General features: G+C 60.0%; 17 protein-coding genes. 6 read left to right on the forward strand and 11 right to left on the reverse strand.

Features of this window, described 5'->3' with window-relative positions; genetic code table 11:
- Positions 1-5 precede the first annotated feature (5 nt).
- Positions 6-758 carry a class I SAM-dependent methyltransferase gene (locus DSC91_RS29890; protein WP_115782160.1) on the forward strand — a complete coding sequence of 251 codons (753 nt, stop codon included), beginning with the start codon at positions 6-8 and terminating at the stop codon, positions 756-758.
- A gap of 246 nt (positions 759-1,004) precedes the next feature.
- Here DSC91_RS29890 and ppc read toward each other — a convergent pair whose 3' ends face one another.
- Positions 1,005-4,232 carry a phosphoenolpyruvate carboxylase gene (gene ppc / locus DSC91_RS29895; RefSeq protein ID WP_115782161.1) on the reverse strand — a complete coding sequence of 1,076 codons (3,228 nt, stop codon included), beginning with the start codon at positions 4,230-4,232 and terminating at the stop codon, positions 1,005-1,007.
- A 460-nt stretch (positions 4,233-4,692) separates the two neighbouring features.
- Here ppc and hemC point away from each other — a divergent pair, with 460 nt between their 5' ends.
- From hemC to DSC91_RS29910, 3 genes are read left to right on the forward strand one after another with little or no spacing between them, the layout of a single operon-like run.
- Positions 4,693-5,697: a hydroxymethylbilane synthase gene (gene hemC / locus DSC91_RS29900; protein ID WP_115782162.1), complete on the forward strand. Its 1,005-nt coding sequence runs from the start codon at positions 4,693-4,695 to the stop codon at positions 5,695-5,697.
- Positions 5,697-7,718 carry a fused uroporphyrinogen-III synthase HemD/membrane protein HemX gene (gene hemDX, locus DSC91_RS29905; protein ID WP_115782163.1) on the forward strand — a complete coding sequence of 674 codons (2,022 nt, stop codon included), beginning with the start codon at positions 5,697-5,699 and terminating at the stop codon, positions 7,716-7,718. The genes hemC and hemDX overlap by 1 nt, the downstream gene beginning before the upstream one ends.
- A 2-nt stretch (positions 7,719-7,720) precedes the next feature.
- Positions 7,721-8,911 carry a heme biosynthesis protein HemY gene (locus tag DSC91_RS29910; RefSeq protein WP_115782164.1) on the forward strand — a complete coding sequence of 397 codons (1,191 nt, stop codon included), beginning with the start codon at positions 7,721-7,723 and terminating at the stop codon, positions 8,909-8,911.
- A 228-nt stretch (positions 8,912-9,139) separates the two neighbouring features.
- Here the strand turns inward: DSC91_RS29910 and DSC91_RS29915 are convergent, their stop codons facing one another.
- The 3 genes from DSC91_RS29915 to DSC91_RS29925 form a co-directional block, all read right to left on the reverse strand.
- Entirely contained in the window at positions 9,140-10,459 is a 1,320-nt protein-coding gene (locus DSC91_RS29915; protein ID WP_115782165.1) for an MFS transporter, read from the reverse strand.
- 84 nt (positions 10,460-10,543) lie between these two features.
- Positions 10,544-11,302 carry an SDR family oxidoreductase gene (locus tag DSC91_RS29920; protein WP_115782166.1) on the reverse strand — a complete coding sequence of 253 codons (759 nt, stop codon included), beginning with the start codon at positions 11,300-11,302 and terminating at the stop codon, positions 10,544-10,546.
- A 118-nt stretch (positions 11,303-11,420) separates the two neighbouring features.
- Entirely contained in the window at positions 11,421-12,860 is a 1,440-nt protein-coding gene (locus tag DSC91_RS29925) for an aldehyde dehydrogenase family protein (RefSeq protein ID WP_115782167.1), read from the reverse strand.
- A gap of 285 nt (positions 12,861-13,145) precedes the next feature.
- Here DSC91_RS29925 and ppa point away from each other — a divergent pair, with 285 nt between their 5' ends.
- Both ppa and DSC91_RS29935 read left to right on the forward strand, forming a co-directional pair.
- On the forward strand, positions 13,146-13,673 hold the full coding sequence (ppa, locus tag DSC91_RS29930; RefSeq protein WP_115783554.1) for an inorganic diphosphatase: 528 nt from the start codon (positions 13,146-13,148) through the stop codon (positions 13,671-13,673).
- A gap of 319 nt (positions 13,674-13,992) precedes the next feature.
- Positions 13,993-16,098 (forward strand): FUSC family protein, encoded by a 2,106-nt coding sequence (locus tag DSC91_RS29935; RefSeq protein WP_115782168.1) that lies wholly within the window; start codon positions 13,993-13,995, stop codon positions 16,096-16,098.
- 123 nt (positions 16,099-16,221) lie between these two features.
- Here the strand turns inward: DSC91_RS29935 and DSC91_RS29940 are convergent, their stop codons facing one another.
- The 7 genes from DSC91_RS29940 to DSC91_RS29965 all read right to left on the reverse strand — a co-directional run bounded on the left by DSC91_RS29940 (position 16,222) and on the right by DSC91_RS29965 (position 25,606).
- Complete coding sequence (locus DSC91_RS29940; protein WP_115782169.1) at positions 16,222-16,512, reverse strand: PAAR domain-containing protein; 291 nt, start codon at positions 16,510-16,512, stop codon at positions 16,222-16,224.
- A 233-nt stretch (positions 16,513-16,745) separates the two neighbouring features.
- Complete coding sequence (locus DSC91_RS29945; protein ID WP_115782170.1) at positions 16,746-17,324, reverse strand: lysozyme inhibitor LprI family protein; 579 nt, start codon at positions 17,322-17,324, stop codon at positions 16,746-16,748.
- A gap of 279 nt (positions 17,325-17,603) precedes the next feature.
- Complete coding sequence (locus tag DSC91_RS29950) at positions 17,604-18,635, reverse strand: hypothetical protein (protein ID WP_115782171.1); 1,032 nt, start codon at positions 18,633-18,635, stop codon at positions 17,604-17,606.
- 26 nt (positions 18,636-18,661) lie between these two features.
- On the reverse strand, positions 18,662-19,381 hold the full coding sequence (locus DSC91_RS29955) for a lysozyme inhibitor LprI family protein (protein ID WP_162831481.1): 720 nt from the start codon (positions 19,379-19,381) through the stop codon (positions 18,662-18,664).
- Positions 19,382-19,561: 180 nt separating this feature from the next.
- Complete coding sequence (locus DSC91_RS37700; protein ID WP_162831482.1) at positions 19,562-20,473, reverse strand: hypothetical protein; 912 nt, start codon at positions 20,471-20,473, stop codon at positions 19,562-19,564.
- Positions 20,470-23,229 carry a lytic transglycosylase domain-containing protein gene (locus tag DSC91_RS29960; RefSeq protein WP_115782173.1) on the reverse strand — a complete coding sequence of 920 codons (2,760 nt, stop codon included), beginning with the start codon at positions 23,227-23,229 and terminating at the stop codon, positions 20,470-20,472. The genes DSC91_RS37700 and DSC91_RS29960 overlap by 4 nt, the downstream gene beginning before the upstream one ends.
- Before the next feature lie 73 nt (positions 23,230-23,302).
- Entirely contained in the window at positions 23,303-25,606 is a 2,304-nt protein-coding gene (locus DSC91_RS29965) for a type VI secretion system Vgr family protein (RefSeq protein ID WP_115782174.1), read from the reverse strand.
- Between the last annotated feature and the right edge of the window lie 138 nt (positions 25,607-25,744).

The following is a 25,744-nucleotide window of genomic DNA, read 5'->3' on the forward strand; positions in this document are numbered from 1 at the left end:
CTTCCATGAAGCACCACGATCAAGTCGCCGACGCCTTCGGCTCGACCGCCGCCGCGTATTTGACGAGTCAGACGCATGCCACCGGCGCCGATCTGCAGACGCTGGCCGAATCGATCGCCGCGACGCCGGATGCCACGGTGCTCGACATGGGCTGCGGTGCGGGGCACGCGAGTTTCGCGGTGGCGCCGCACGCACAGGAAGTGATCGCGTACGACATCGCGCCGCCAATGCTGGCTACGGTCGAAGGCGCCGCGAAAGACCGCGGCCTGACCAACATCCGCACGCGACAGGGCGCCGCTGAAACGCTGCCGTTCGACGATCATTCGTTCGACTGGGTTATCAGCCGGATGAGTGCGCACCACTGGCACGACGTGGCGCAGGCGCTGTCCGAAGTGCGGCGCGTGTTGAAGCCGGGTGGCAAGGTGCTGTTCATCGACATCGCCGGCGCGGACCATCCGCTGCTCGACACGCATATTCAGGCGGTCGAACTGTTGCGCGACGGTTCGCATATCCGCGACTACCGTGCGGACGAATGGATTGCGTTGTTCGAAGCGGCCGGCTTCAAGGCATCGATTCGGGAGCGCTGGCGCATCGAGATCGAGTTCAGTTCGTGGGTGGCGCGCATGCGTACGCCGGAGCCGCGCGTGGTGGCGATTCGCTCGCTGTGGAGTCATTCGCCCGATGAGGTGCGCCAGTATTTCGATGTGCAGGAAGACGGCTCGTTCAAGCTCGATGCGCTGATGGTCGAGGCGCAATGAGGTGACCCGGCGAGTTGCAATGCGTGAGCAAGGTGCGACTCGGCGGCGAACAATGCACAAGATCCCGAGGACGGTTCGGAGCAACGGTGCCGGGTTCGGTATTCGGCACCAGAAAAACCGAAGCCGGGCACGGTCAGCTTGACCCATGCCCGGCTTCTTTCATTCGTCGATTGCAGCCGGACTCAGGTCAGTTGACCCTGTCCGGCCGAGACCCGAAACCAGCAGCAAGCGCTGGCTTAGCCCGTCTTAGCCCGTATTGCGCAGCCCCGCCGCAATCCCGTTGATGCTCAAATGAATCCCGCGCCGCACGCGTGCGTTGGTATCGCCCGCGCGGTGACGCTTGAGCAACTCGACCTGCAAGTGATTCAACGGATCGAGATACGGGAAGCGGTTCTTGATCGACCGCGCGAGCAACGGATTCTCCGCGAGCCGTTCGCTCTTGCCGGTAATCTCCGACAACACCTTCGACGTGCGCTCCCATTCCGCGACGATCCGCTCGAACACATGCTTGCGCAGCTTCTTGTCGGAGACGAGCGCGGCGTAGCGCGACGCGACCGCGAGGTCGGTCTTCGCCAGCACCATGTCCATATTGGAGAGCAGGTTCGAGAAGAACGGCCAGGTCTTGTGCATTTTCTTGAGCAGCGCGAGACGGCGGGTGCGCTCGGCTTCGCTCGGCGCGCTGTCCAGATGCGCCGCCACCGCGCTGCCGAAGCCATACCAGCCGGTCAGCAGCAAACGGCATTGGCCCCACGAGAAGCCCCACGGAATCGCGCGCAGATCTTCGATCTTGCGTTGCTTCGGGTCCTGCAATTTGCGCGAAGCCGGACGGCTGCCGATATTCAACTCGGCGATTTCCGAGATCGGCGTCGACTCGAAGAAATACTCCTTGAAGCCCGGCGTTTCGTAGACCAGCGCGCGATACGACGCCATCGCCGCGTCGGACAACTGCTGCATCGTCTCTTCGAAGGCGGGCAGTTGCGCGGGCGCATTGCCGTGCGGCAGCAACGACGCTTCAAGCGTGGCAGCCACCACCGTCTCCAGGTTGCGCCGGCCGATTTCCGGGTTGCCGAACTTGCTGGCGATCACTTCGCCTTGCTCGGTCAAGCGGATCTGGCCGTCGACGGTACCCGGCGGCTGCGACAGAATCGCCTGATAAGTCGGGCCGCCGCCACGGCCTACCGTGCCTCCGCGTCCGTGGAACAGGCGCAGAGTTACGCCGCGTTCGTTGAACAGCGACACGAGCGCCAGTTCGGCGCGGTACAGCTCCCAGTTCGACGTCAGGAAGCCGCCGTCCTTGTTGCTGTCCGAATAGCCGAGCATCACTTCCTGCTCGTTGCCCTGATGTTCGATCAGTGCGCCGACGCCCGGCAGCGCGATCAGATCGCGCATGATGTGCGGCGCGTTGCGCAAGTCGGGGATCGTTTCGAACAGCGGGATCACCATCAGCCCCGCGTGCGCCGGATCGTGCGCGTCGCCGAGGCGGCCGTGCAGCAGGCCGGTTTCCTTCTGCAGCAACATCACCTCGACCAGATCGCTGACGGTCTCCGTGTGCGAAATGATGTAGTTGCGCACCGCTCGCGCGCCGAACTTCTCGCGCGTGACGCGGGCCTCTTCGAGCACGCCGAGTTCGCTCTTCACGAGAGCGGAGTACTCGGCGTACGGCAGGCGCAACGGGCGCGGCTGCGAAAGTTCGGCGAGCAGCACCTTGAGCTTGTCTTCTTCGGAGAGCGACGCGTAGCCGTCTTCCACGCCCGCGCGTTTCAGCAACTCGGCGATCACCGCTTCATGGATGTCGGAACTCTGCCGCAAGTCGATGCTCGCCAGATGGAAGCCGAACACCTCGGCCGCGCGAGCGAGCGGCGACAGACGCGGTGCCGCGAGCGGTGCGCCATGATGCTCGGCGAGCGAATCGATCAGCACGTGCAGATCGCGCACGAATTCGGCGGAGTCGTCGTACGGCTTGGCGCGTATCGGCGCCGCGCCGCGGCCTGCGCTGCGCACCGGCACGCTGCCTTCGCCCAGACGCACGCGCGCGCTTGCCGCGAGCCGCGTGTACATGCCGATCAAGGCCCGGCGATACGGTTCGTCGGTACGGTGCGGCGACTGGTCGGGCGAGATGGCCGCGAGTTCCTTCAACGCGTCGCTTGCGCCGGCCAGCAGATTCGACACCGACAACTCGGCGCCCAGCTTGTGGACCTGCTCCATATAGTGTTCGAAAATCACCGCCGCCTGGCGGGTGATGGCGTGCTCGAGCGTTTCAGCCGTGACGTTCGGATTGCCGTCACGGTCGCCGCCGATCCAGCTGCCCATCTGGAAGAACGGCGGCAGGCGCGCATCGAGGCCGTGCTCGGCGAGCGCTTCTTCGATGTCGGCGTAGAGCGCCGGAATTTCTTCGAGGAAGGTCGCGCGGTAGTACGACAGCGCGTTTTCGATTTCATCGGCCACCGTCAGGCGCGAGTCGCGCAGCATCCGCGTTTGCCAGAGCGACGTGACGCTCGCACGCAGCATTGCTTCGTTATGCGCGCGTTCGCGGTTGGTCAACTGTTGATCGCGTTCGGCCAGCAGGCGCGCGACGTCGTGCTGCGCGTCGAGAATGCTCTTGCGTTGCACCTCGGTAGGATGCGCGGTCAGGACCGGCACGATCAGCGCGTCGTTGAAGAACTGCTGCAACACCGGCGTCGCGGCGGCGCCCGCCTCGACGAGCCGTTCGAGCGCGTGCGCCATGGTGCCCGGTTGCGAAGTCGAGCCGGCCAGCGCGTGAATCCGATGACGGCGATTGCGGTGGCGGTCTTCAGCGATGTTCGCAAGGTGCGAAAAGTAGCTGAACGCGCGCACCACGCTGACCGTTTGCTCCGGGCTCAGCGAACGCAGTTTCTTATCGAGCGTTTGCGCGGCGGCGCTGTCGTCCTCGCGGCGAAAACGCACGGCGGTCTGGCGGATCGTCTCCACGACGTCGAACACCGCGTCGCCTTCCTGTTCACGCAGCACATCGCCGAGCAGGCGACCCAGATAGCGGATGTCCTGGAATAGCGGATGGTCCTTGTCCTCGCGCGTGCGGCCACTGCTTTTCGACGCGGGCGCGATCGTATCCTGCGAAACGGCTTGCAGCTTGGGCGCCTTGGCGGCTTGCGGCGCGGCTTCGCTCGCGGCGACCTTGACCTTCGGAGACTTTGCTTTGGCCGGTTTCTGCGCCTGGGCGGCGTTCGCGGCCTGTGCCGCTTTACTACCTGCGCTGATGGCCTTCACCGGCTTGTCCGCCTTGGCGGGCGTGGAGGCTTTGGCGGATTTGGCGGCTTTGGCGACGTTAGCGGCCTGGCTGGCCTTGGCCGCTTTGCCGGCGCGTTTGGCAGGGGTGGACTGGGCAGCCGTTGCGGCGGAGGCAGAAGTGGCGGACGCTGCGGCGGCGTCGGCCGCTTGAGCGTTGGGCGATGCAGTGTTGCGGCGGGCAGGGCGCGCCGATCCGGAAGACGTCACGATGGGTTTCCTCAGGGAAGCCAGGGTCTGTTGAGTGATGAACTGCTACTGCGGAACTGCACTATGAGTTGCAACGTGAACTGCACGAAACCAGCATGAAACCAGCGCCAGGCTGGGACCCAGCTGGCACGAAGCGGTATGCGCCAATGGCCGCCGAAGACAATGCGCCGGAGAGGGTGGCCGCGTGCGCATTGGCACAAAGCGCACGAGGTGCGTGGCGTGCATGGCATGCACGATAGGCACGACAGGCACGTTGCGCCGCATTGCATCATCCCGCATGCCGCGCCCCGGTGCGCGAACGACCGTGCGTGAACAGGCTGGGATGGGGCAGGCGCGCGCCACGCGAGGCCCGTCTCCTCCATCGATACCGCGCCGGCACGGCGCTCCGCTGTGCCTTGAGACACAAGGGCGCGTGCTAACATTGATTGTTATTACATCCCGTCATTCGATCAGCAAGCTAATGAACACCGAGACGTTTTCCGCGCCACCCCACACGCTTGTGATTGCGTCGCGAGAAAGCCGCCTTGCCATGTGGCAGGCGGAGCATGTGCGATGTGCGCTGCACAAATTATATCCATCTTGTGACGTAAAAATCCTCGGAATGACGACACGTGGGGATCAAATTCTCGATCGCACTTTGTCGAAGGTTGGTGGTAAGGGCCTCTTCGTCAAGGAACTGGAAGCGGCGCTGGCCGACGGCCGCGCCGACCTGGCCGTGCACTCGCTCAAAGACGTGCCGATGACGTTGCCGGCGGGCTTCGCGCTCTCCACCATCATGGAACGCGAAGATCCGCGCGACGCGCTGGTGTCCAACGAGTACGACTCGCTTGCCGCGCTGCCGGCCGGCGCCGTGGTCGGCACCTCCAGCCTGCGCCGCGAGGCCATGCTGCGCATGCGGTATCCGCACCTCGTGGTGCGCCCGCTGCGCGGCAATCTGGACACCCGTCTGTCGAAACTCGATCGCGGCGACTATGCGGCGATCATTCTGGCGGCAGCCGGTTTGAAGCGCTTGGGTCTCGGCGAGCGCATCCGCGCGCTGCTCGATCCCGAAGACAGCTTGCCCGCAGCGGGTCAGGGCGCGCTCGGCATCGAGATTCGCGCCGATCGCGCGGACCTCGCGGCATGGCTCGCGCCGCTGCATCACGAACATACGGCCGCGGCCGTCGAAGCGGAGCGGATGGTGTCGCGCGCCCTCGGCGGCAGTTGCGAAGTGCCGCTCGCGGCCTATGCGACCTGGCACGACGGCGCGCTGCATCTGCGCGGCATCGTCGCTACGCCCGACGGTCAGCGGGTGTTGAGTGCGCAGGCATCGGCGCCGGCGCCCACCCTCGAGCGTGCCGTGGCGCTCGGCCAGGAAGTGGCGAACGCGCTCGAGCAGCAAGGCGCGATGGACATCGTCCGCGCGTTGAGCACGGCCAGCGGCCCCGGCGCAGGGGCTGCGGACAGCGCGGCGACCGCCGAGTGATGGCGGCCGGCATCCCGGGCAACACATCCTCATCCGTCGGCAAGGCGGCGTTCACGGTCGTGATTACGCGACCGGCCGGTCAGTCGAACGAATTGATCGCGCAACTCGCGGCAGCGGGCATTGCCGTGCTCGACTTTCCGCTGATCGACATCGCGCCTGTTACCGATGAAGCGCCGTTGCGCGCAGCGCTGGCCGCTTTGGAACGCTACGCACTGGTGGTGTTCGTCTCGCCCAACGCGGTCGATCACGCGTTTGCCCGCAGCGATACGATCTGGCCGCACGCGTTGCCGATCGGCGTAGTCGGGCCCGGCAGCGTGCAGGCGCTGGCGCGCCACGGCGTCGTGGCGCCGGCGTACAACATCGTCAGTCCGCCGTCCGTCCCCGACGACGATACGGCGCGCTTCGACTCCGAAGGCCTGTTCGCGGCGATCGATACGGCGCTCGGCGCGGCGAGCCTCGAAGGCAAGCGCGTACTGATCGTGCGCGGCGACGGCGGCCGCGAATGGCTTGCCGACCGCTTGCGCGAGGCGGGCGCCGAAGTCGAAACGGTCGCGGCCTATCGCCGCCTCGTGCCGGAACCGTCGATCGGCGGCTGGGCCCGCGTGCATGCGTTGCTGGCCGGCGAGCCGCATGCCTGGCTGCTTACCAGTTCGGAGGGCGTGCGCAACCTGCACGAACTCGCACAAGACCACCTGACCGGCGACGAAATCGCGCAACTGAAGCACGCCACCCTGGTCACGCCGCATCCCCGTATCGCGCAGACCGCGCGGGCATTGGGTTTTGATAGCATTACGGTGTCCGGTGCGGGCGACGAGCGTATTGCCCGCGCCTTGCTTGCCGCCGTCCCGACCGTTGTTCAACCGGTATCGTCCAACCCGGCTCATTCACCGGCTAAATCACGCATGACTGAAACGAACGCATCCACGAACGCTTCACCCCAGCCGTCCGCAACCACCGCGTTGCCGCCGAATCCACCCTTCACGCCCTACGAAGCGCAGCAAAAGCGCCGCAGCGCGAGCGGACCGCTGCTGTGGTTTGTCGTCGTGATCATCGCTTGTGCGGCGGGTGTGGGCGGGTATGCGCTCAATCGCAAGGTGGAGCGCACCGAGCAGCAGCTCGTGCAACGCCAGCAGGCCAACGACGCGCAGACCAACGATTTGCGCGTCAAGACCGATCAGGCGCTCGCCACGGTGCATCAATCCGACTCGCAGGTCGCGCAACTCGAAGGCAAGCTCGCCGATGCGCAAACCGCGCAGCAGGCGCTGCAACAGCAATACGCCGATCTCGCCCGCAATCGCGACGACTGGACGATGGCTGAAGTCGGCCAGATGCTGTCGGCCGCGAGCCAGCAATTGCAGCTCACCGGCAATACGCAGCTCGCGCTGTTCGCGCTGCAAAGCGCGGACACGCGTCTCGCCGCCTCGGATAGCCCGCAGGCCGTGACCGTGCGCAAGGCGATCGCGCAAGACATCGACAAGCTGAAGGCCGCGCCGTCCACGGATCTGACGGGCATGGCGATCAAGCTCGACAACGCAATCGACCAGGTCGACAGCCTGCCGCTCTCCGGCGAAGCACCGATTGCCCACGTCACGCCGAAGGCCGCGACCTGGGCCGACACGGCGAAGGTGGCAGCGGCCACCGGCGAGCCGCGCTGGAAAGTGTGGTGGCGCGAAGTCACGACCGGCATCGGCCAGCAGTTGACGAGCCTCGTGCAGGTGCGCCGCATCGACAACGCCGACGCCATGCTCGTCACGCCCGATCAAGGCTACTTCGTGCGCGAGAATCTGAAGCTGCGTTTGCTGTCGGCGCGGCTTGCGCTGCTCTCGCGCAACCAGACCACGCTGAAGTCCGACCTGCAGGCAGCGCAGGCCGCGCTTACGCGCTACTTCGACAACACGTCGAAGAAAACACTGACCGTGATCGATCTGGTCAAGCAGGTGGATGCGGGCTCGGCCGCGGTTGAACTGCCGAATCTGAACACCAGCCTGCAGGCCGTCAATCAATACCGGAGCCGAGGTTAATCATGGCAATCCGGGGACTTCTATGGCTCGCGTTGCTGTTCGCCATCGCGGTGGTGCTGGCGGTGGTCGGACGCTTCGACATGGGGCAGGTGCTGCTGGTTTATCCGCCGTATCGCGTCGACCTTTCGCTGAATCTGTTCGTGGTCGGACTGGTGGTGCTGTTCATCCTGCTGTATGCGCTGCTGCGCATCGTGCGCAATATCTGGCGCATGCCGCAGCGCGTGGCGGCCTACCGTGCGCGCTCGCGCGTCGCGAAGGCGCATGCCGCATTGCGCGACGCGATCGGCAATCTGTACGCCGGGCGTTTCTCACGCGCTGAAAAAGCCGCCAAAGATTCGCTCACGAATGGCGACAACAAGGGCGCGGCCGGTTTGATCGCGGCCACTGCGGCGCATCGCATGCATGAATATGCGCGGCGCGACGAGTGGCTTGCCCAGATCGACGAAGCCGACTGGCAGGACGCCCGCCTGATGGCCACCGCCGACATGCGTGCCGACGGCCGCGACGCGGACGGCGCGCTCGCCGCGCTGACGGAAATGCAGTCGCAGGGCGCAAGGCGGATTCACGCGCAGCAGATCACGTTGCGCGCGCAACAGCAATTGAAGAACTGGAGTGAAGTGCTCAAGCTCGTCAAGACGCTGGAAAAACGCGAGGCGATCCATCCGGCAGTGGCGGTGCGTTTGCGTCAGCTCGCGGCGGAAAACCTGCTGCGCGACCGGCGCCATAACGCCGATGCGCTGCTGGAGTTGTGGAATTCGCTGTCGGCGACGGAACGTCATTCGCCGCGTCTCGCCGATCTCGCCGCCGAACTGCTGGTAGCGCTGAATCGTCCGCAGGAAGCACGCAAGATCGTCGAAGAAGCGTTGGCGCAGAACTGGGATGCGCGTCTGCTGCGCCGCTATCCGGACACGACCGGCGGCGACGCGTTGCCGTTGATCCAGAAAGCCGAAGGCTGGCAGAAGGATCGCCCGGAAGACGCGGACTTGATGTTCGCCTTGGGCCGCTTGTGTTTGCATCAGCAGTTGTGGGGCAAGGCGCAATCGTTCCTTGAGCGCGCGCTGAAACTCGCCGACAACGAGACGCTGAAGATTCGTTCGCATCGCGCATTGGCGCGTTTGCATGAACAGCTTGGCGATTCCGGCAAGGCGAGCGAGCACTATCGAGAGAGTGCGTTGGCGATGAATATCGTGTGATGCGTTGAGCGCTGCGGTGCTCGTTTGATCGAGCGCCGCGGTAGATGGAAAAAAGCCCCCGGCTTCAATGGATGCCGGGGGCTTTTTCGTTGGCGACGTGATGCGTGGTGCGCATTGCGTGAAACGTGAGCCGGGGCTCGCGCTCCGCGCCCCGCGACTGACGACTCGTGACGAGCGGCGTTTTACGGTGCCTCCTGCCTCCTGCCTCACGTCACGCGGCGAGCCGCGCTACTTATTGACCATCTTCGCCGGCACACTGATCGCCAGCAGACCGCCGAGGATCATGAACGCCGCCAGCATATACATGCCGGAGTCGTTCGCGGCCGTTGCCTGCTTCAGCCAGCCGACCGCATAGGGGCTGAGAAAGCCAGCGAGATTGCCGATCGAATTGATCATCGCGATGCCGGCGGCCGCGCCCGTGCCGGCGAGGATCGCCGTCGGCAAACTCCAGAACAGCGGCAGGGTGGTCAGGATGCCCATGGTCGCGAGCGTGAGCGAGGCCATCGCCAGCACCGTGTTGTGCGCCCATACCACGGAGAGCACGAGGCCGATCGCCCCGGCGAAGGCCGGCAACGCGATGTGCCAGCGCCGCTCGCGTTTGCGGTCCGCGCTGCGCGACACGAACACCATCGCGACCACCGCCGCGGCAAACGGAATCGCGGACAGCAGGCCGATCATGAACGCGTCCGTTACACCGGTCGCCTTGATGATGGTCGGCAGCCAGAAGCTCACGCCATACAGGCCCATCACGAACGAGAAATACGTGAGACTCAGCATCAGCACGCGGCCGCTCGTGAGCACCTGACGAATCGGCATGTCGTGCTTGGTGGCTTCTTCTGCCGACACCTGACGCTCGAGCAGTTCCTTCTCTTCCGCGGTGAGCCACTTCGCCTTCGAGACGCGGTCGTCGAGCATCACGAACACCAGGATCCCGACGATCACCGACGGAATCCCTTCGAGTAGAAACAGCCACTGCCAGCCATGCCAGCCGTTCATGCCGTTGAAGCTCTTCAGGATATAGCCCGACACCGGGCCGCCGATCACGCCGGACAACGCGATTGCCGTCATGAACAAGGTGGTCATGCGGCCACGGCGATGCGCCGGATACCAGTATGTGAGGTACAGGATGATGCCGGGGAAGAAGCCCGCTTCGGCGAGACCGAGCAGGAAACGCATCGCGTAGAACATGGCCGTCGTGGTGACGAACATGGTCAGCATCGAGATCACGCCCCACGACACCATGATCCGTGCGATCCACACGCGTGCGCCCACCTTGTGCAGGATCACGTTGCTTGGAATCTCGAAGATGAAATAGCCGAGGAAGAAAATCCCCGCGCCGAAACCGTAGACCGCGTCGCTCAGGCCCAGATCGGTGGTCATCTGCAGCTTGGCGAAACCGACGTTGACGCGGTCGAGATACGCGACCACGTAGCAGAGCATCAGGAACGGCGCGAGCCGCCAGGTGACCTTGCGGTAGGTCGCCTCTTCAAAACTGGAAGGTGGCGCCCCCGCGCCGGGATGGTGGAGCGGATTTGCAGGACTAGCCATGGTGTCTCCTCTTTTCTTGTGGAAATGAAGTGCCGCTGTCGATCGCGATTCTAGCCGTGCTGGACGGTTTGGCTTGCATGGCGTTTACACGCAGCGCCCGCCGTCCACTTCGAGGCACACGCCGGTGATGAACTCGGCCTCGTCCGAGGCGAGATAGAGCGCCGCGTTGGCGATATCCTGCGGCGTCGAGAAGCGCCCGAGCGGAATGCCGGCGAGAAAGCGCTGGCGATTTTCCGGCGTATCTTCGACACCCATGAATTCCGGCAGTAGCGCCGTCTCGCCGATCACGGGATTCACACAGTTCACCCGAATGCGGTCCGGGCCCAGTTCGACGGCGAGCGACTTGCTGGCGATGATCACCGCGCCCTTGCTGCCGTTGTACCAGACGAGGCCCGGCCGCGGCCGCACGCCGGCCGTCGAGGCGATATTGATGAAAACGCCGCCGCCTTGCTGGCGGAAATACGGCACGAATTCCTGCACGCTCCAGTAGAGGCTTTTGACGTTCACCGCATAGACACGGTCGAACTCGGCTTCGGTCACGTCGAGCACCGGCTTGTTGCGATGCGTGGTGCCGGCGTTGTTGACGACGATCTGCACGCTGCCGAAGTCTTCGAGCGCGGCCTCGCGCAGTGTTTTCCAGTCCTCGCGTTGCGCGACGTTGCCGGCCACCGCGATCGCCTTGCCGCCGGCGAGGGCGATCTCGCTCGCCACACGTTCGGCCGCGGCACCGTTCAGATCGTTGATCACCACGTTCGCGCCTTCGCGCGCGTAGGTCTTCGCGATACCTTCGCCGAAACCCGAGCCGCCACCCGTGACGATGGCCGTTTTACCTGTCAACCGCATGATGTCTCCGTTGTTTGTTGTGGATGGTGATGCGCTTGTATCTGTGTATCTGTGTGTCTGGGTGTTTCCGCAGGCTGCCGCCTGCTGCCGTCTACCGCGAGTGCCTGACCAACCCTGCCTAGCCGTGACGGATCGCGATGGTTTTCAACACCGTGAAGCCATACAGCGCTTCGAAACCCTTTTCACGCCCATGGCCTGAATGCTTCACGCCGCCGAACGGCAATTCGACGCCGCCGCCCGCGCCATAGTTGTTGATGAACACCTGACCGGAGCGCAGGCGCCGCGCGAGGCGCATCTGCCGGCCACCGTCGCGCGTCCAGATACCCGCGACCAGACCGTATTGCGTGCCGTTCGCGAGCGAGAGCGCTTCGTCTTCGTCGGTGAACGACATCGCCGCGAGGACGGGGCCGAATACTTCGTCGCGCGCGAGACGGTGGCTCGCCGGCACGTCGCGCAGCAGGGTGGGCGCCTGATAAAAACCACTTTCCGGCGCTTCGGGGATGACCTCGCCGTGCGCCGCCATGGGGATGCCGTCGTGTTGCGCGTCGGAGAGAAAGTCCCACACGCGCTGTTGCTGCTTCGCATTGATCAGCGGACCGCAATCGAGATCGGCGTGCGACGGTCCGACCCGCAGCGCGTGGAACGCACCGCTTAGCCGGTCGAGCAACGGCTCGTAAATCGCCCGATCGATCAGCACGCGGCTGCCCGCCGAACAGGTTTGCCCGGCGTTCTGCACGATCGCCGACACCAGCACGGGTAAGGCCGCGTCGAGATCCGCGTCGGCGAAAACGATTTGCGGCGATTTGCCGCCCAGTTCGAGCGTGACCGGCACGTGGTTCTCGGCGGCCATTTGCGTCACGAGCTTGCCGGTTTCGGGCGAGCCGGTGAAGGAGATGTGATCGATGCCGGGATGACGCGCGAGGGCTGCGCCCGCTTCATGCCCAAAGCCGGTGACGATATTCAGCGCGCCCGCCGGCAAACCCGCCTCCGCCGCCAGTTCGGCGACGCGCAATACCGACAGGCACGCGTCTTCCGCCGGTTTGACGACGCACGCATTGCCGGTGGCGAGCGCCGCGCCGACGCTGCGGCCGAAGATCTGCATCGGGTAGTTCCACGGCACGATGTGGCCGGTCACGCCGTGCGGCTCGCGGATTGTCAGCACCGTGTAGCCGGCCTGGTATGGGAGCGTTTCGCCGTGCAGTTTGTCTGCCGCACCGGCGTAAAACTCGAAGTAGCGCGCCAGTGCGGCGGAATCGGCGCGCGCCTGTTTGAGCGGCTTGCCGGTGTCGCGGGCTTCGAGTTGAGCGAGTTCTTCCTGACGGGCGGCGACCAGCATAGACAGCCGGTACAGCACGCGGCCGCGTTCGGCGGCGCTTGCCTCGCCCCATGCTCCTTCAAAGGCGCGGCGGGCGGCGTGGACAGCGGCGTCGATATCCGCCGCGGTGCCGCGAGCCAGCCGGGTGAACGGCTGGCCGTCGGACGGATCGAGCACGGCGATCGTCTCGCCGCCTGAGGCAGCGGACCATTCGCCGCCGATGAAATGCCGGGCTTCTTCCATGCATGCTCCTTGAGGTGTCACGCAACCGAGGTTCAAGCCGTGACGCAGGCCGAGGTTCAAGCCGAGGTTCAGATGCGCAGTGTTCACAAACGAGAGGCACAATCGAGAGACGCCAGACGATTATCGCGCCGATCCAACCAGAGGCGCCATCGGCCGATTGGCTATAATGGCGTATTCCGCACTGTCCGGCTGTAGCGCCTCGTGCTGGCGGGTTTCACGATTCACGCCGCCCGAGTTCGCGCGCCGCACGCCGTGTTCCAAATTCCATCTGATCAGAGAGCGCTCATGAGCTTCAATCACGTCCCCGCAGGCAAAGACCTTCCGCAAGATTTCAACGTCATCATCGAAATCCCGGCGCAAAGCGATCCGGTGAAGTACGAAGCCGACAAGGAAACGGGCCTGCTCCACGTCGACCGTTTCATCAGCACGGGCATGCGCTATCCGGCGAATTACGGCTACATTCCGCAAACGCTGTCGGGCGACGGCGATCCGGTCGACGTGCTGGTGATCACGCCGTTCCCGCTGCTGGCCGGCTCGGTGGTTCGCGCACGCGCACTCGGCATGCTGCAAATGACCGACGAATCGGGCGTCGACGCCAAGCTGGTCGCCGTTCCGCACGACAAGGTCTGCCCGATGACCGCCGATCTCAAGTCGATCGACGACGTCCCGGCGTACCTGAAAGACCAGATCAAGCACTTCTTCGAGCAATACAAGGCGCTGGAAAAGGGCAAGTGGGTGAAGGTCGAAGGCTGGGCCGGCATCGAAGCCGCGCACAAGGAAATCACCGAAGGCGTGGCGAACTACAAGAAGTAAGCTGCGTTACACCGGTAGTCGATAAAAAACCGCGTGGACCTGCAAGGGCCACGCGGTTTTTTTTAGGGGCGGCGTTTTCGGAGATTCCCCTTCGCGTTCAATGCGTATTTGCCGCCCATCCGTCCATTGGCTTACCTAGTCACCAGAACGCCCGTCCGTTCCCGCACATAGCCACAACGCATCGACTGGATGAACCGAAGGCATTTTTATATCTCGGTGTTAACCCTTATCATTCGGCGGCCGTAGCAGGTTTCCTGTTGGCGGCGTATTAATGCGCTGACGCAGCGCCAACGCGCGTTTTTTGGAGCCCACCGTCCGGATGTTGAATCGCAAGTCCAACCCTTCGTCGCCACGCTGGTCGAGCCGCCTTTACGCAGGTCTGTACGCGCTCGTCACCGCGATCTACCGCGGACGGCCGGTATGGATGGTGTCGTTTTCGACGAGCGAGGCCAATCTGTCGGAAGGGCTGAGAGCGGCCTGTGCGTCGACCGCCATGCTGGTGCTTGGCAACCTGTTGCACGAGCCGGCCTTCGCATGGGCCGCGATTGGCGCCTTCTGGACCTGTCTCGCGGACGCTGCCGGCTCGAATCGCGCACGCTTCGCCTCGATGATGGGCTTTGCGCTGCTCTCGACCGTGTGCGGCGGCGTGACCGCTTTCGCTTCAGGCGAAGGGACAGTGCTCGCGGCGCTCGCCATTCTGCTATTCACGACGCTCGGCGGCTTCGGCAGAATCTGGGGCGCCGCGACTTCGCAGGTGACGATTCTCGCCGCGACCGCCTGCGTCGTGATGGTCGACCGGCCGATGCGCGACCTTCGTGAAGGCGTCGCGTTTCTCGGCATCTACCTCGCCGGATGCCTGTTCGCCGTCGTGCTGAGCTTGACGGTCTGGCGTATTCATCCGTTCGGCACGAGCCGCGCTTCGCTGCGCGCGGTGTATGTGCGTCTGGCCGACATCGCATTCGACAGCGCGCGCCTGCTCGAAGAGCGCGCGGCCCCAGGACAGTGGGCCGCGCATGCGGCGAAGTTTCGCGCCGATGCGCGGGCAACGCTGGAGCGCTCGCGCAAGGCGCTGGCGAACGTGCCGGACTCGAGAACGGCCGGCCGGGAAACCTACGACAATCTCCTTGCCCTGCTGACAGAAAGTGAAGCGCTTTTTGCGTATCTGATCGCGGTCACCGGCGCTTGCGAAAAAAACCCGGAAGACGCACGTCGCGCCAGACGCGCGGCTCGTCTGCTGACCGGGATCGGCGAAGTTCTGCGAAGAATCGGCACGGCCGCCAATGAAGCACAGTGGAATCGTCTCGCCGATCTGCAACGCCGTTTGCGCCGCCTCGCAACGCGGCTCGAATCCGCGTTGATGGAACCCGTGGCGCTGAAGTTTGACTTCGAACTGGTCGATTTCGCGCCGGCTTTTGCGCCGCCGCTCGGCTGGTCGGACAGTGCTGCGAGATTGCTGACGCGAATCTGGTCGACCCTCAAGGCAAACCTCTCATTTCAGTCGGTCGGCTTGCGCCACGCCGCACGCGTGGGCGTCACGACCACGGCGGGCTTTCTGGTCATACGGGCGCTCGGGCTTCCCTTCGGCTACTGGGCCACCATGGCGACGCTGCTGATCCTGCAACCTTCCATTGCCGCGACCTGGCCACGGAGTATCGAGCGCGCTGCCGGGAGCATCGTTGGGGGTGTGCTGGCGGCCGGCATCGGCTATGCGATTCATTCGCCCCTCGGCATTTCATTGGCGGTCTTTCCGCTGGTGGTGGCCACGATGGCGCTGCGCCCCGTTAGCTACAGCCTGTTCGTTCTGTTCCTGACACCGACCTTCGTACTCGTGGCCGACTTTGCGTCGCCCGGCGCGAACGAATTCGCCTACGCGCTGACGCGGCTTGGCAACAATGTGCTCGGCTGCGTATTGGCGCTGCTGGCAACGTTCTATCTGTGGCCGACGCGCGAGAAAGTCGACTATCGCGGCTATTTGAGCGAGGCGGTGCGGGCCAATCTCGGATATCTGAGAGCGGCACTGGAGTCGTCGGATCGGAGCGAGAAGGACATGGAGCGCTTGCGCCGAGCCGCCGGATTGGGCAGCAACAACGCCGAGGAGGCAATCGGCCGCATTCGACTCGAAAAGCTCGAGGACTCGATGGTGGACACGGTGACGCTGACGGTGCTGAGCGTGTTGCGAAAGATGGCAGGAACCGCGACTCAACTGCGCTTGAGTACGAACCGGCGCCGCATGCACGACGAACTCGGCGCATGGATTGTCGCGACAAGTGCCGACATCGAGGCGGCCTTGAATCGAAGCTTGCGGCCGATGCGGCGCGATCTGCCTGCGCGAGAGCAGTTGACGTCGTTAGAGGCGGATGCGGTGGGGGAAATCGCGCTGATGCACCGGCTGCTGACTGAGCGGATGCGTGAGGCGAGGGGGTAGCGGAAGCGGCAAGCGCAATTGGGGCACGCGTTCCTTGCCGCTATCGCCGCAACGGAAAGACGCCGGACAAGTCGCGCCTCTTTGATTTCCCGCAGTCTGCCTGAGTGCGTGCTTGTCTGACTCTCAGGCGCACATTCCCGATTGATTCTGTGAGGCGATGAGGAACGGTTTGGGATCGCATTTGCACATGCACCAGTCGTAGCCCAACGCTTGTTGACGACCGTCGACGCCCTGGTTTGGCAAACGCTCGCCTACGCACAAAACCGAGCCCTCTGTTTTGCATGTCGGGCACCAAATGGGATCGCCCTCGTAGACGACCGCGCGTCCGTGAAGCTGGTTGGCTTGCGAGGTCGCGTAGACCGTTCCTCCGGCTGTGGTGGTATCGCCTTCGCAGATATCAAAACGTTGGGTCATTCGTTTATTCCTTGAAAACGGGTTTTGTCAGATTGGGAACTGAGATGACAAAACGGTTGCTGTTAATAAATGAAGCGCGCTATAAGTGGCGCGCTCGCCACCGACACGCACTGTAATCGTCATTGTCAGGAAAATGGTATTTGCGCCGCCGGTTCGGCGAGTATTGGAGAATTATGGATTTTTAAGATAAAAAATAGACCTCCGTCGTTTGATTGACGCCCCGAGATGTAAATTCAGTATTCATAAAAAACTTGCCTTGCTATACATTCTCTTTTTTCTTCGTGAAATCGAGCGGCTAACAATTTGCAGTTTTCGGTTATGTAGTAATTCCAGTGGGAATCACTGTTTTCTAGAGCCATATTCGTCAGCTTGTCAATAAACCGACTTCTGTCGCCTCCCTCATAGAGTTTTGACACAATATCAGCGGCGCGAAAGAATTCATTCATGCCAGAGGCTGAATCTATGTACCGCAACTCTCTTGAGCGAGTCTTCGTAATCTCGTCAAGACAGCTCCATTTCTCTATTCCCGCCTCTTGACCGGGAGTGATGAAGTCATAGACGGCTTGGCATATTTTTTCCTTGTAAATTACCCATTCGCGCTGAGAAGTGAGGAGTATTTTTCTTTGCTGGGGCGAAAGTTTTTGCGCAAGAATCTTGTACGCTGAATTTAGATTTCTATCTGAGGATTCAAAATTAACTCTCACGCATTGCTCAAGTTCGCGGGTTATGATGCTGTCGCAGATCGGATCGGCGATTGCTGTGCTTGATAAAATTGATATTAAGAGCAGAGGGATGATATTTTTTAAAATCATCGGAATTGATTGCTTGGGTTGGTTGGCTTTTTGGGGTTTATGATAAATTTAATTTTTATATCTATTTTGTTAGGTGATCTGTTTTAATTGAAGTTCTTTCCAGAGTATTTTGCCGGCAGGAATAACTGGGGGCGTGTTCGGGTTCCGTCGTGCTGGCGTGAGATTCCACTCCTCCACCAAAGGAAAGCAGAACGTACGGTGGTACGAGATTGGGAAACAATCTCGAACTGCTACTATGCTGTATTGGTGGGCGCTCGGTGTTCATGGGCTTCGTCAAGCCTAATTTACCGTTAGTGCTTCTTTGGGAGGAGATCCGATCCACACGCCACGGGCAGTATGATCGAGGTGATTAAGTATGAAGAACCCCGTCGACACGTTCCGTTCGCCGATCTCCAGCAAATAAATTAGGTCGTCGTCTTTATATCCGTTCAGGGAAATACTTTCACTTTTCCCAGCATAAGCATAATGACCTTTCAAACATCCGTTGATTGCGCCAACTGTGTAGCCGACGGTGAATTGACTCGCGATCTTTGCCGTTCCATCCCGTATATGAGCTGCCGAATCGTTTCCGGATAGGCAGAGGAGGTTTCCGCCAAAAAATATCGATTCGGTTTGAAGATCAGCAATAAGTGCAAAGTTCAGCCCATTTGCCTGTGGAATAAATTCATATCCAGAAATGGAAAAAACAACGTTTCCATTTTTATCAAATATCGTAATTATTTGATTCATTGAGTCTGATATGCCTTTGTCACTGCATCTGGCAGCGTGATAGGTGCCGTAATCCAATCCAACTGGATTGACGCAAGCGGGTAGAGAAATTGTCTTAAGCCATGTGGGCTTGTTGCTATAGGAAATCATGCCGTCGTCATTAATTGCTCCGGACACGTCAAATTTCCCCAAGTCTGTTTTCTTGCACGATGTTCCGACCGACCTGACTTCATCGACAGAGTCATAGGCGGTCTTATAAATGCAATTGACGTACAATTTATTGGCAACTACCTTTATCGGGACAATGATGTGAAACTTATTTCTAGATCCATTTGAATCTATTTCCAGAGCAAGTCCTCCGCCCGCGAGACGCACCAAGGTCGAAGAAAGTGATGTTTCATTGATGATGAGATTGCTGTATTTGCCAATTAATTTTCCGGATTCATAAAATTCAACTATATCTTGTTGATTCCCTTCTTTGGCGCTCAGTTCTATCGTGTGTTCGGCATGCTGATAGTTCGTGCTGAGCGTCTTGGAAAGGGCGAATGCTGGAAGGATTGTTAAAATTATTGTGGTGAATATTGACTTCGGCATTTTGATCATGAGATTGAGTGGAATGTTTTGTGCGACTATGTCCGGTTCTGTTCAACAAGAAATTCAAGACGAGCCTTCATGAGGCTGAGGATGCATTTTTCATATGAGTGGCAAGTATTTCGTTTTTTTATCCAAAGCCTCTGACTATCTACAATGTGTTTTTCGTTTTCGTCAGTGTCTTTCGATTGTTGGAGCAGTCGGACATATGCTTCGTTTACGCTCCTATCAAAACTGATTAGTTCATTGGAGTTGCATATAGTTCGTTCTGTTTCGTTGGTTGATTTTGAGCAATCGAACGAGGCATTTATAAATGTGCCATCTTTTAATTTTTCGAGTGTCAAAATTGATTCGTTGCGCCATCGTAGATATAATTTATCCTCGGAAGCCAGAATTATCCAGGCTCCTCGTATCGCAGAATTTCCCAGCTTAGGATAGGAGATGCCCAGATCTGCTTGCCATAGGTTATTTCCGCAGATCGCACTAAATAATCTAACTGGATTTTCTGAATCTGAATTTAATCTGTAATCACTAATCGGGTCGGCGTATGCGCGCGGCGGGTAATCATAGCCGCCAATGCTGCGGAGCATCGCATCTTGAAAGGTGGTGTGAATAGATTTAAATGAGACATTCTTGCATTCATCTTTAAATTCTTCGGCGTCGTTCGTTATGGTGTCATTTTCAAATTTGAATGTGCGCCACTTCAGTCTAGGATCATCCCATCGATATTGGAGATTTCCTCCGGACGCTGTGTTCACGTGAACCTCCTGCACTTGCCACGTCCCAATTAACTCCGTTGGCAACGCCCCCGCAAGGACGCGAGCTGTTGTCACTGAGAGCACGGACGCCAGGAGAATCTGCAGGCTCAGGGCCCAAGGATTATGCATATAGTTTCTTTGAAAATGATATAGAGCTGTCGGTTTGTGTTGATGCGCTGGCTATTCTGAAAACCCTTGTTGGTAAATTGAAAAAGGAAGACATTTTGATTTGTCTGGCGTTTCCCATTCTCCGGAAATTTTTCCAGCCTGAATCAATCCGTGAAAATAGCCAGACACAGCCCCTCCCTTTCCGCCGAATTCTGTCAGTGAAAGTGAGCCATTTTTCGCCAATGTCCCTTCAATTTTTATAAATTTATCTGGATGACGGAGGTATCGATATTGGCCGGTAACGGTGTCTCCATGTTTCGTTATGGAGATGGCTATAAAAAGATTCTTGTCGAGGACTCCAGATAAATCATAATCTCCGTCTTCCACTGGGAGCCTCAAAGGACGGCATGCCACTACGTCAATCGGTATTGTGCTGTCTTGCGAATCAAACGGGACAAAGCATTGTTCTCCTTTAGGGTTTCGCGCATCGGTTGCCACATACAGCTTTGCGCTGGGCCAACCGGACGGTATAAGGGAGTAGAATTTTTGTTCTGAAGCTAGATTTCCCGCATTATCAAGGGTGTGCTCGTCGATCTCTAAGGTTGGTCCGGTAATTTTTCTTCCCACCCAGAGGGGGCCAGTTTTTGCGGTAGATTGCATAAGCGAAATGGAAAAGTAGTACACGGAGAAGGAAATCCATTTATTTTTCTTTTTCGTAATTGGAATTGCCGTAACAAGCCGATCATTTGAATGATTTTCCTGTACGAGGGCGTACTGAGTGCCATATTTGTAAATGGAGACATCGGAAAAAATACCAATTTTGCTAAGACCAGTTGCGATATTTTTTCCCATGCCGCGATCTATCAGTGAGCCAGTCTCGTCAAAGTATAGTGCGCACGATGCATCGACTTGGTGGCAAATCGTGGCTGCGGTGGCATGGAAAGCGCAGCACGCGGAGATGGCTAGAAATATTGTTTTTTTCATATGCATTCCATCAGCAAGGTTTCAAATTTTTTCGCGTACTCTGCAAATACTATATTTCTTTCGGTGCCATTTATTATGCGGCGCGCACCGACATAGTCTGCGTGAAATTCATTTATATAGTCGGAGAGTTTTTTGCCTGTGAAAATTCCGCGAATCATGCCTTCTACCATTATCACGGCCGCGTTTTTCCAGCTAAGGGCCTCATCTGGCTGATCAGCCAGATTAACGCCGACAATTGGTGTGAAGTTTTCATAGTTTGCTTTCCACGTAATTTGCACCAAGCCGCGGCCGCGGTATTTATATCCGTCGCCTTGAGTGTTGTTGTGGTGTGCTATGGCGCGAGTGGGGTTAAGGGCCGTGGGGCCTGAGCCGTAATCGCGTTCAGCCTTGTCGTAGGAAATTAGCTCGGAAAATGGGCCAAAGAAGGTTTGCGTATGGAAGTCATATGACTCAATGCGGGAAGTTGCTAACATATACGCAACGTACCGAATGTTGAAAATTTCACTTTTTGATGCGTATAGGAATTCAATCCACTCCAATAGTGTCTTTAGATTTTCCTCAGACTTTCCAGAGAGCGGAGGCAGATTGTGCTTCGGGCTTGAGGCACTTTCATACCAACCGAAGTTCGCCGAATGCGCGTCTTTGTACAGGGTTAAAAACTTCGCGATGTCTATGCGTCGGCGTGTTGCAAAATTCGCAACCAACGCAACCGGATGAATATGCAAAACAGTCGCACCACCCGGAAACCCCGCGACTTTACCCTTCACCTCGTCCCACCACTGCAGCTTCTTAATCCGCTCCAGCTCCTTCAACCAATTACCCTTCGCATTACGCATCAGCGGCGTAATTGCGTTCCAGCGAGACATATCCCCGCCCCATTCGCTTTCATAGCGCAGAATCACATGCGACATTGCCTGGGCGAGCGATGGCACGCGCATCGCCGCTTGCATCGCTTTCGCTGTCACCTTGCCGCTGTTCCCACCGGATTTCTCTCCGGCAACCGTCTGTTCGAGCTTTAAGAGCAGCGGACTATTGTTCACGGCCACGGCGGACGGCTCGAACGCCTTCTTCTCCTGCCAGTCTGCCGTATCGGTGACGAGCAGATTGCGTTTGAAGGCGTCCGTCAGATTGATCCCGGTTGCATCGACGATTTCGAAACCAGGCCACGCCCACGGGTTTTCCCACCGTGTTCCCGGATGCCGTGCGCTGCACACCCAGCCGCTCGCACTTTTGCCGTCAGCCGTGCGAAACGGCACACGCCACCAGCGCACGTTGTGTTCGTCGATCGCCTGTTTTTTTGCATCCAGGGCGTCGAGTTGCGCGCGCGAGTGAATCAGTGGGAATCCGCTCGCCGGGTCGGCGACGTCCTGCAGCCGAAGTGGAAACTCACTCCATGCCGGCATGCCGTTCACGGGTGCCGCCGCCTTGTCACGCTCAATCCACACGGGCGGACCATCCGCAACCAGCAGGCCGCTGGAGGTTTGCGAATATCTAGGCTGCACCTTTACCCAAGGGCCGCTTGAAGGGCTGTCGTCGGTAGGCTTGGTCGAATAGACCGGATGGTCCCGACCGAGTTTTCGATCAGCAGCGGCGACGTTTTGAACCAGCTTTGCGCCGGCATCAATGACAAGGAGTGTCTTCTGGTCCGCGGGCAATTGCGCGGCGCGTGTGCGACTCTTCGTCAGGAACGCGCTGAAGCCGTCATCCGCGAATACTTCCAGATGAAGCAGTTTGCGCCGCGAAGCAGGGGGCAAAGGCGTAGCCCGCTCGTAGTCCTGATACTCGCCGATCTGACCCAATAGCGTTCCCGCTTTCACTGGAATAGGAGCGGGAGGGACGACAACGTGGCCAACCTGTTTAGGCTCTTTGACGGATTGCAGTCCGGGCAGGAAGAGCCAGCCCCAATCGCCTTTGGGTGTTACCGCCGCACCGCCCGCCGTGCGGGCGTCCGATGCCTCCCACGGTAAGCTGCTGTCGTCGAGGCCGAATTCACCGCCGCTCGTCGGGCTCGTCATTCCGCCGGCGGCAATCGTTTGGATGTGCCCCCATGGGCCCCGCTTCTCGCCGATGATGACCTCGCAACCTTCGGGCAGAAATCCGACCTGCTGACCCGCGCTGTATTGGCCTTTTTTCTTTCCCGCTTTCGGCTCCGTCCAGACGAATGCCCCGGCCGCGCCGCCAGCGTCACCGTCAGCCGCGGGGTGCTGTCGGTCCTTGCCGAGAACGCTATACGCGTCAACATCCCACCAGTAAGGGCGCGGCACCTTGGGGGCGGCGAGATACGTGGTCCAGTCCGCCATATGCATGTAGAGGCTGTAAATGTCATGCGACTCGTCGGCGGGCTGCTGGCTTGTGTTGTTGGGCGCGGGAGGCATCGTCAGCCGGTGACGCACGAGGACAAACCCGGTCGAATAAGCGGCCCATTTCCCATCGGTGAATTGCAGGTGGGGATGAGCGTCATCGATCTTGTGGGCGACGATTTCCCCATCTGCGATGCAACGTACGCCGCGCGTTTGATCGAGTCGCGCCGCGGAGCCATTGCCGAAATGAATGCCGCCGTGCGGGAAGCCATTTACGCCCAGCGGAAAGAAACCGTCGTTCGTGAGCGACAGGGCGTCATAGAACTTTTGCGGGTCGACGATCTCCTTGTTGTCGGCGTCCCGAAACGGAAAGGCACACGTGAGTTGGGTCGGGACGCCTGGCGGCGGCTCGGGGGAGGGGGAGGTTGCAGGTGCAGGATGAGTTTGCGCGGGCATGTTTCAACGCCTGGTCAAGTGAATCAAGTGAATCAGGTGGAAAGCGAACAGGGACACCGGGTGCCTGGCGTCTTCAGCCGGAGAACCTGGAACCGTGGCCGCCCGTATCGGGCAGATCGTTCGAATAGGGCAGCGATGTCTTGGTCATCGCAGAGGTCGGGCGGTCTTTCCGCCAGGTCAAGGCCTTTTCGAAGAGGCCGCCCGGTGTCGCGATCTCGATGTTGCGATCGGTGAGACGGATATAGGAGCCACCTGCGCCGATCCAGAGTTCCTTGTGCGCGGACAGGATGAGCTTGCCTTCCGTGCTGGTGATGGTCATATCCCTAAGCGCCGACATCGTGAGTTCGTTGCTTTGCGCCTGTATCTGGACCTTGCCACGCGCGGCAAACAGCTTGATGCCGAGGTTGTGTGCGAACATGGACAATGCATCGCCTGCCGCCATGACGACGTTCTTCAAAGCGCTGACGTTGAAGCCCGCACCGGTCGCGATGTTCACGTCCTTACCTGCGCCAACCGATACGCGATGCGGTGTCGAAACAGCCACGCCCTTCGGCGAGGACAGCAGCATGACGGCCTCTTTCAGTTCGTTCACACTGTTCTTCAGCCATTCGTTTTCGGCCCTCAGGTCGGCTATCTCGGCCTTCGCCATGTTCGCCAGTTCGGCTAATTCCTGCGCCTGCGCCGATCGCGTCTGGAACTGGTTCATGGCCTCGACCATATCGGTCTGCTGGCCGCCTGCCTGCTGCTGCAGGTCGCTGCAAAGCATCAGCCCGCCGCCGGCACGCACCGCACCCTGGGCATCGGTGCGCAGTTCGAAGCCGCTGCCACGATGTTCACGCTTGCCGTTGACGATGTGTCCCAACGTCAGCTGGCTTTTGCCTGAGTGCCGGGTAGAAACCTTGGCGTGTTCCTGACCTTCCCAGTCTTCAAACTGGACCTCGTTGTCGCCCTGCGTGCGAATGACGTTGCGCGACATCCAGCGGTCCTGATTGGTAATCAGGTCGAGTTGCTGGCTGTTGTGATGGAACGCCGCGATGTAAGGTTTATTCGGATCGCCGTCCCGGAATTCAATGATGGCCTCCGTCCCTTCGACGGCGGGAAAGTGAAAGCCTGTTTGCCGGCCACCCGCGAACGGTTTGGCGAGGCGTAGCGGCATGCTTTCGCCACCGGCTGGCCATTCGCCGAAATCGCAGTCGAAGCGCACGACGTAATACCCCTGCTGCGTCAGATACGCGTACTTGTACTGGCCCGGCGACGTGACGCGGGCGCTCAGTGAGCCGGTAATCTTCGGCCACGTGTCGTCTTCGATCTTCAGGCGAAAGCGCCGGTTGGAGGGGATCGCCCGATAGGTGTTGCGATAGGGTTTGTCACGCGCGCCGGCATGTGTGACCTCGATCATGACGTGGCCGTCCGGTGCGTCGGGCAACTGCCAATCCGTGCGCAGGATCCTGCCGATGCACAGGCTGTGAACGTTGCTTTCACCTTCGTATACGACCTGCCACGCAATCGCCGCTTCATGACGTAGCTGCGCTTCCCATCGCGCACCGCCGGCGTCGAGATGATGCGTACCGTAGATATAGGGCTTGCCGAATGTCGTCGTGTCCTTAAGCGCGACATTGGCCTCTGCCTCGAAACGCTCCCATGCCTGATCGGGGTTGTAGTCGGCGACAGCGAACGACTCGGGCACCAGCTCGCTATGCGTGCGCAGCGCCGACACGGATTCAGCGCCAGTCTCCAGCCCCGACATTGGCCGGTAAGGCGCAGTCATGGTGGGCTGATAGATGTAGTGGTCGATATCGTCTCCGAACACGACGACATCACCGTGCTCGCCCGGCACGATGTAGCTGTAGATGCCTTCCTGCTGCATCAGGATGTTGATGAAGCGCCAGTCGCCCGTCTGGTATTGGAACCGGAACGGATGCTGAGGGTATCGGCGACGTAGCTTGAAGGTGAACTGATGGCCCGTGAGGCCATTGCGCCGCAAGATCGATTCGATAATCTCGGGCGCGCTCTGATGCTGGTAGGTTTGCGTGGTGCGCGGGGTCAGGCAGGCGATATGCGGTTCGACAACGATCTCGTACGTGCTGCAATCGTTCGTCGTCTTCACATGCGAGAAGCGTGTCACGCGCCCCCAGAATACGCGTGGCTCCTCGCCGCTTTCAGGCACGAGCCTGAACTTTGCCTCATGTCCGAGGATAACGTCTCGCGTCAATTTCTCCGGATGAGTCGCGACGATATCGATCCGATACGGCTGCCCCATCTTTTCGAGGGCGCTGAACGAGACGATCGAAATATCCTTGACCCTGTGCTCCCCCAGCACTTCGAGGAAATAGTGCGGGCTTAGGCGAGTGATGTCATGCCCGTTCCGGTTCTCCATTTTTTGCGTCTCCCACTTATATATCGCGACAGATCAACGTCTGCCGAGAATGCATAGGGAGGCCTTACGCACGCAATAAGACTTGTCCGAAACTGTGGGCGGCGAAAACAGGTTGAGGGGTTCTGAAACAGGCGGCGC

The organism is Paraburkholderia caffeinilytica, assembly GCF_003368325.1.
GTDB lineage: Bacteria > Pseudomonadota > Gammaproteobacteria > Burkholderiales > Burkholderiaceae > Paraburkholderia > Paraburkholderia caffeinilytica.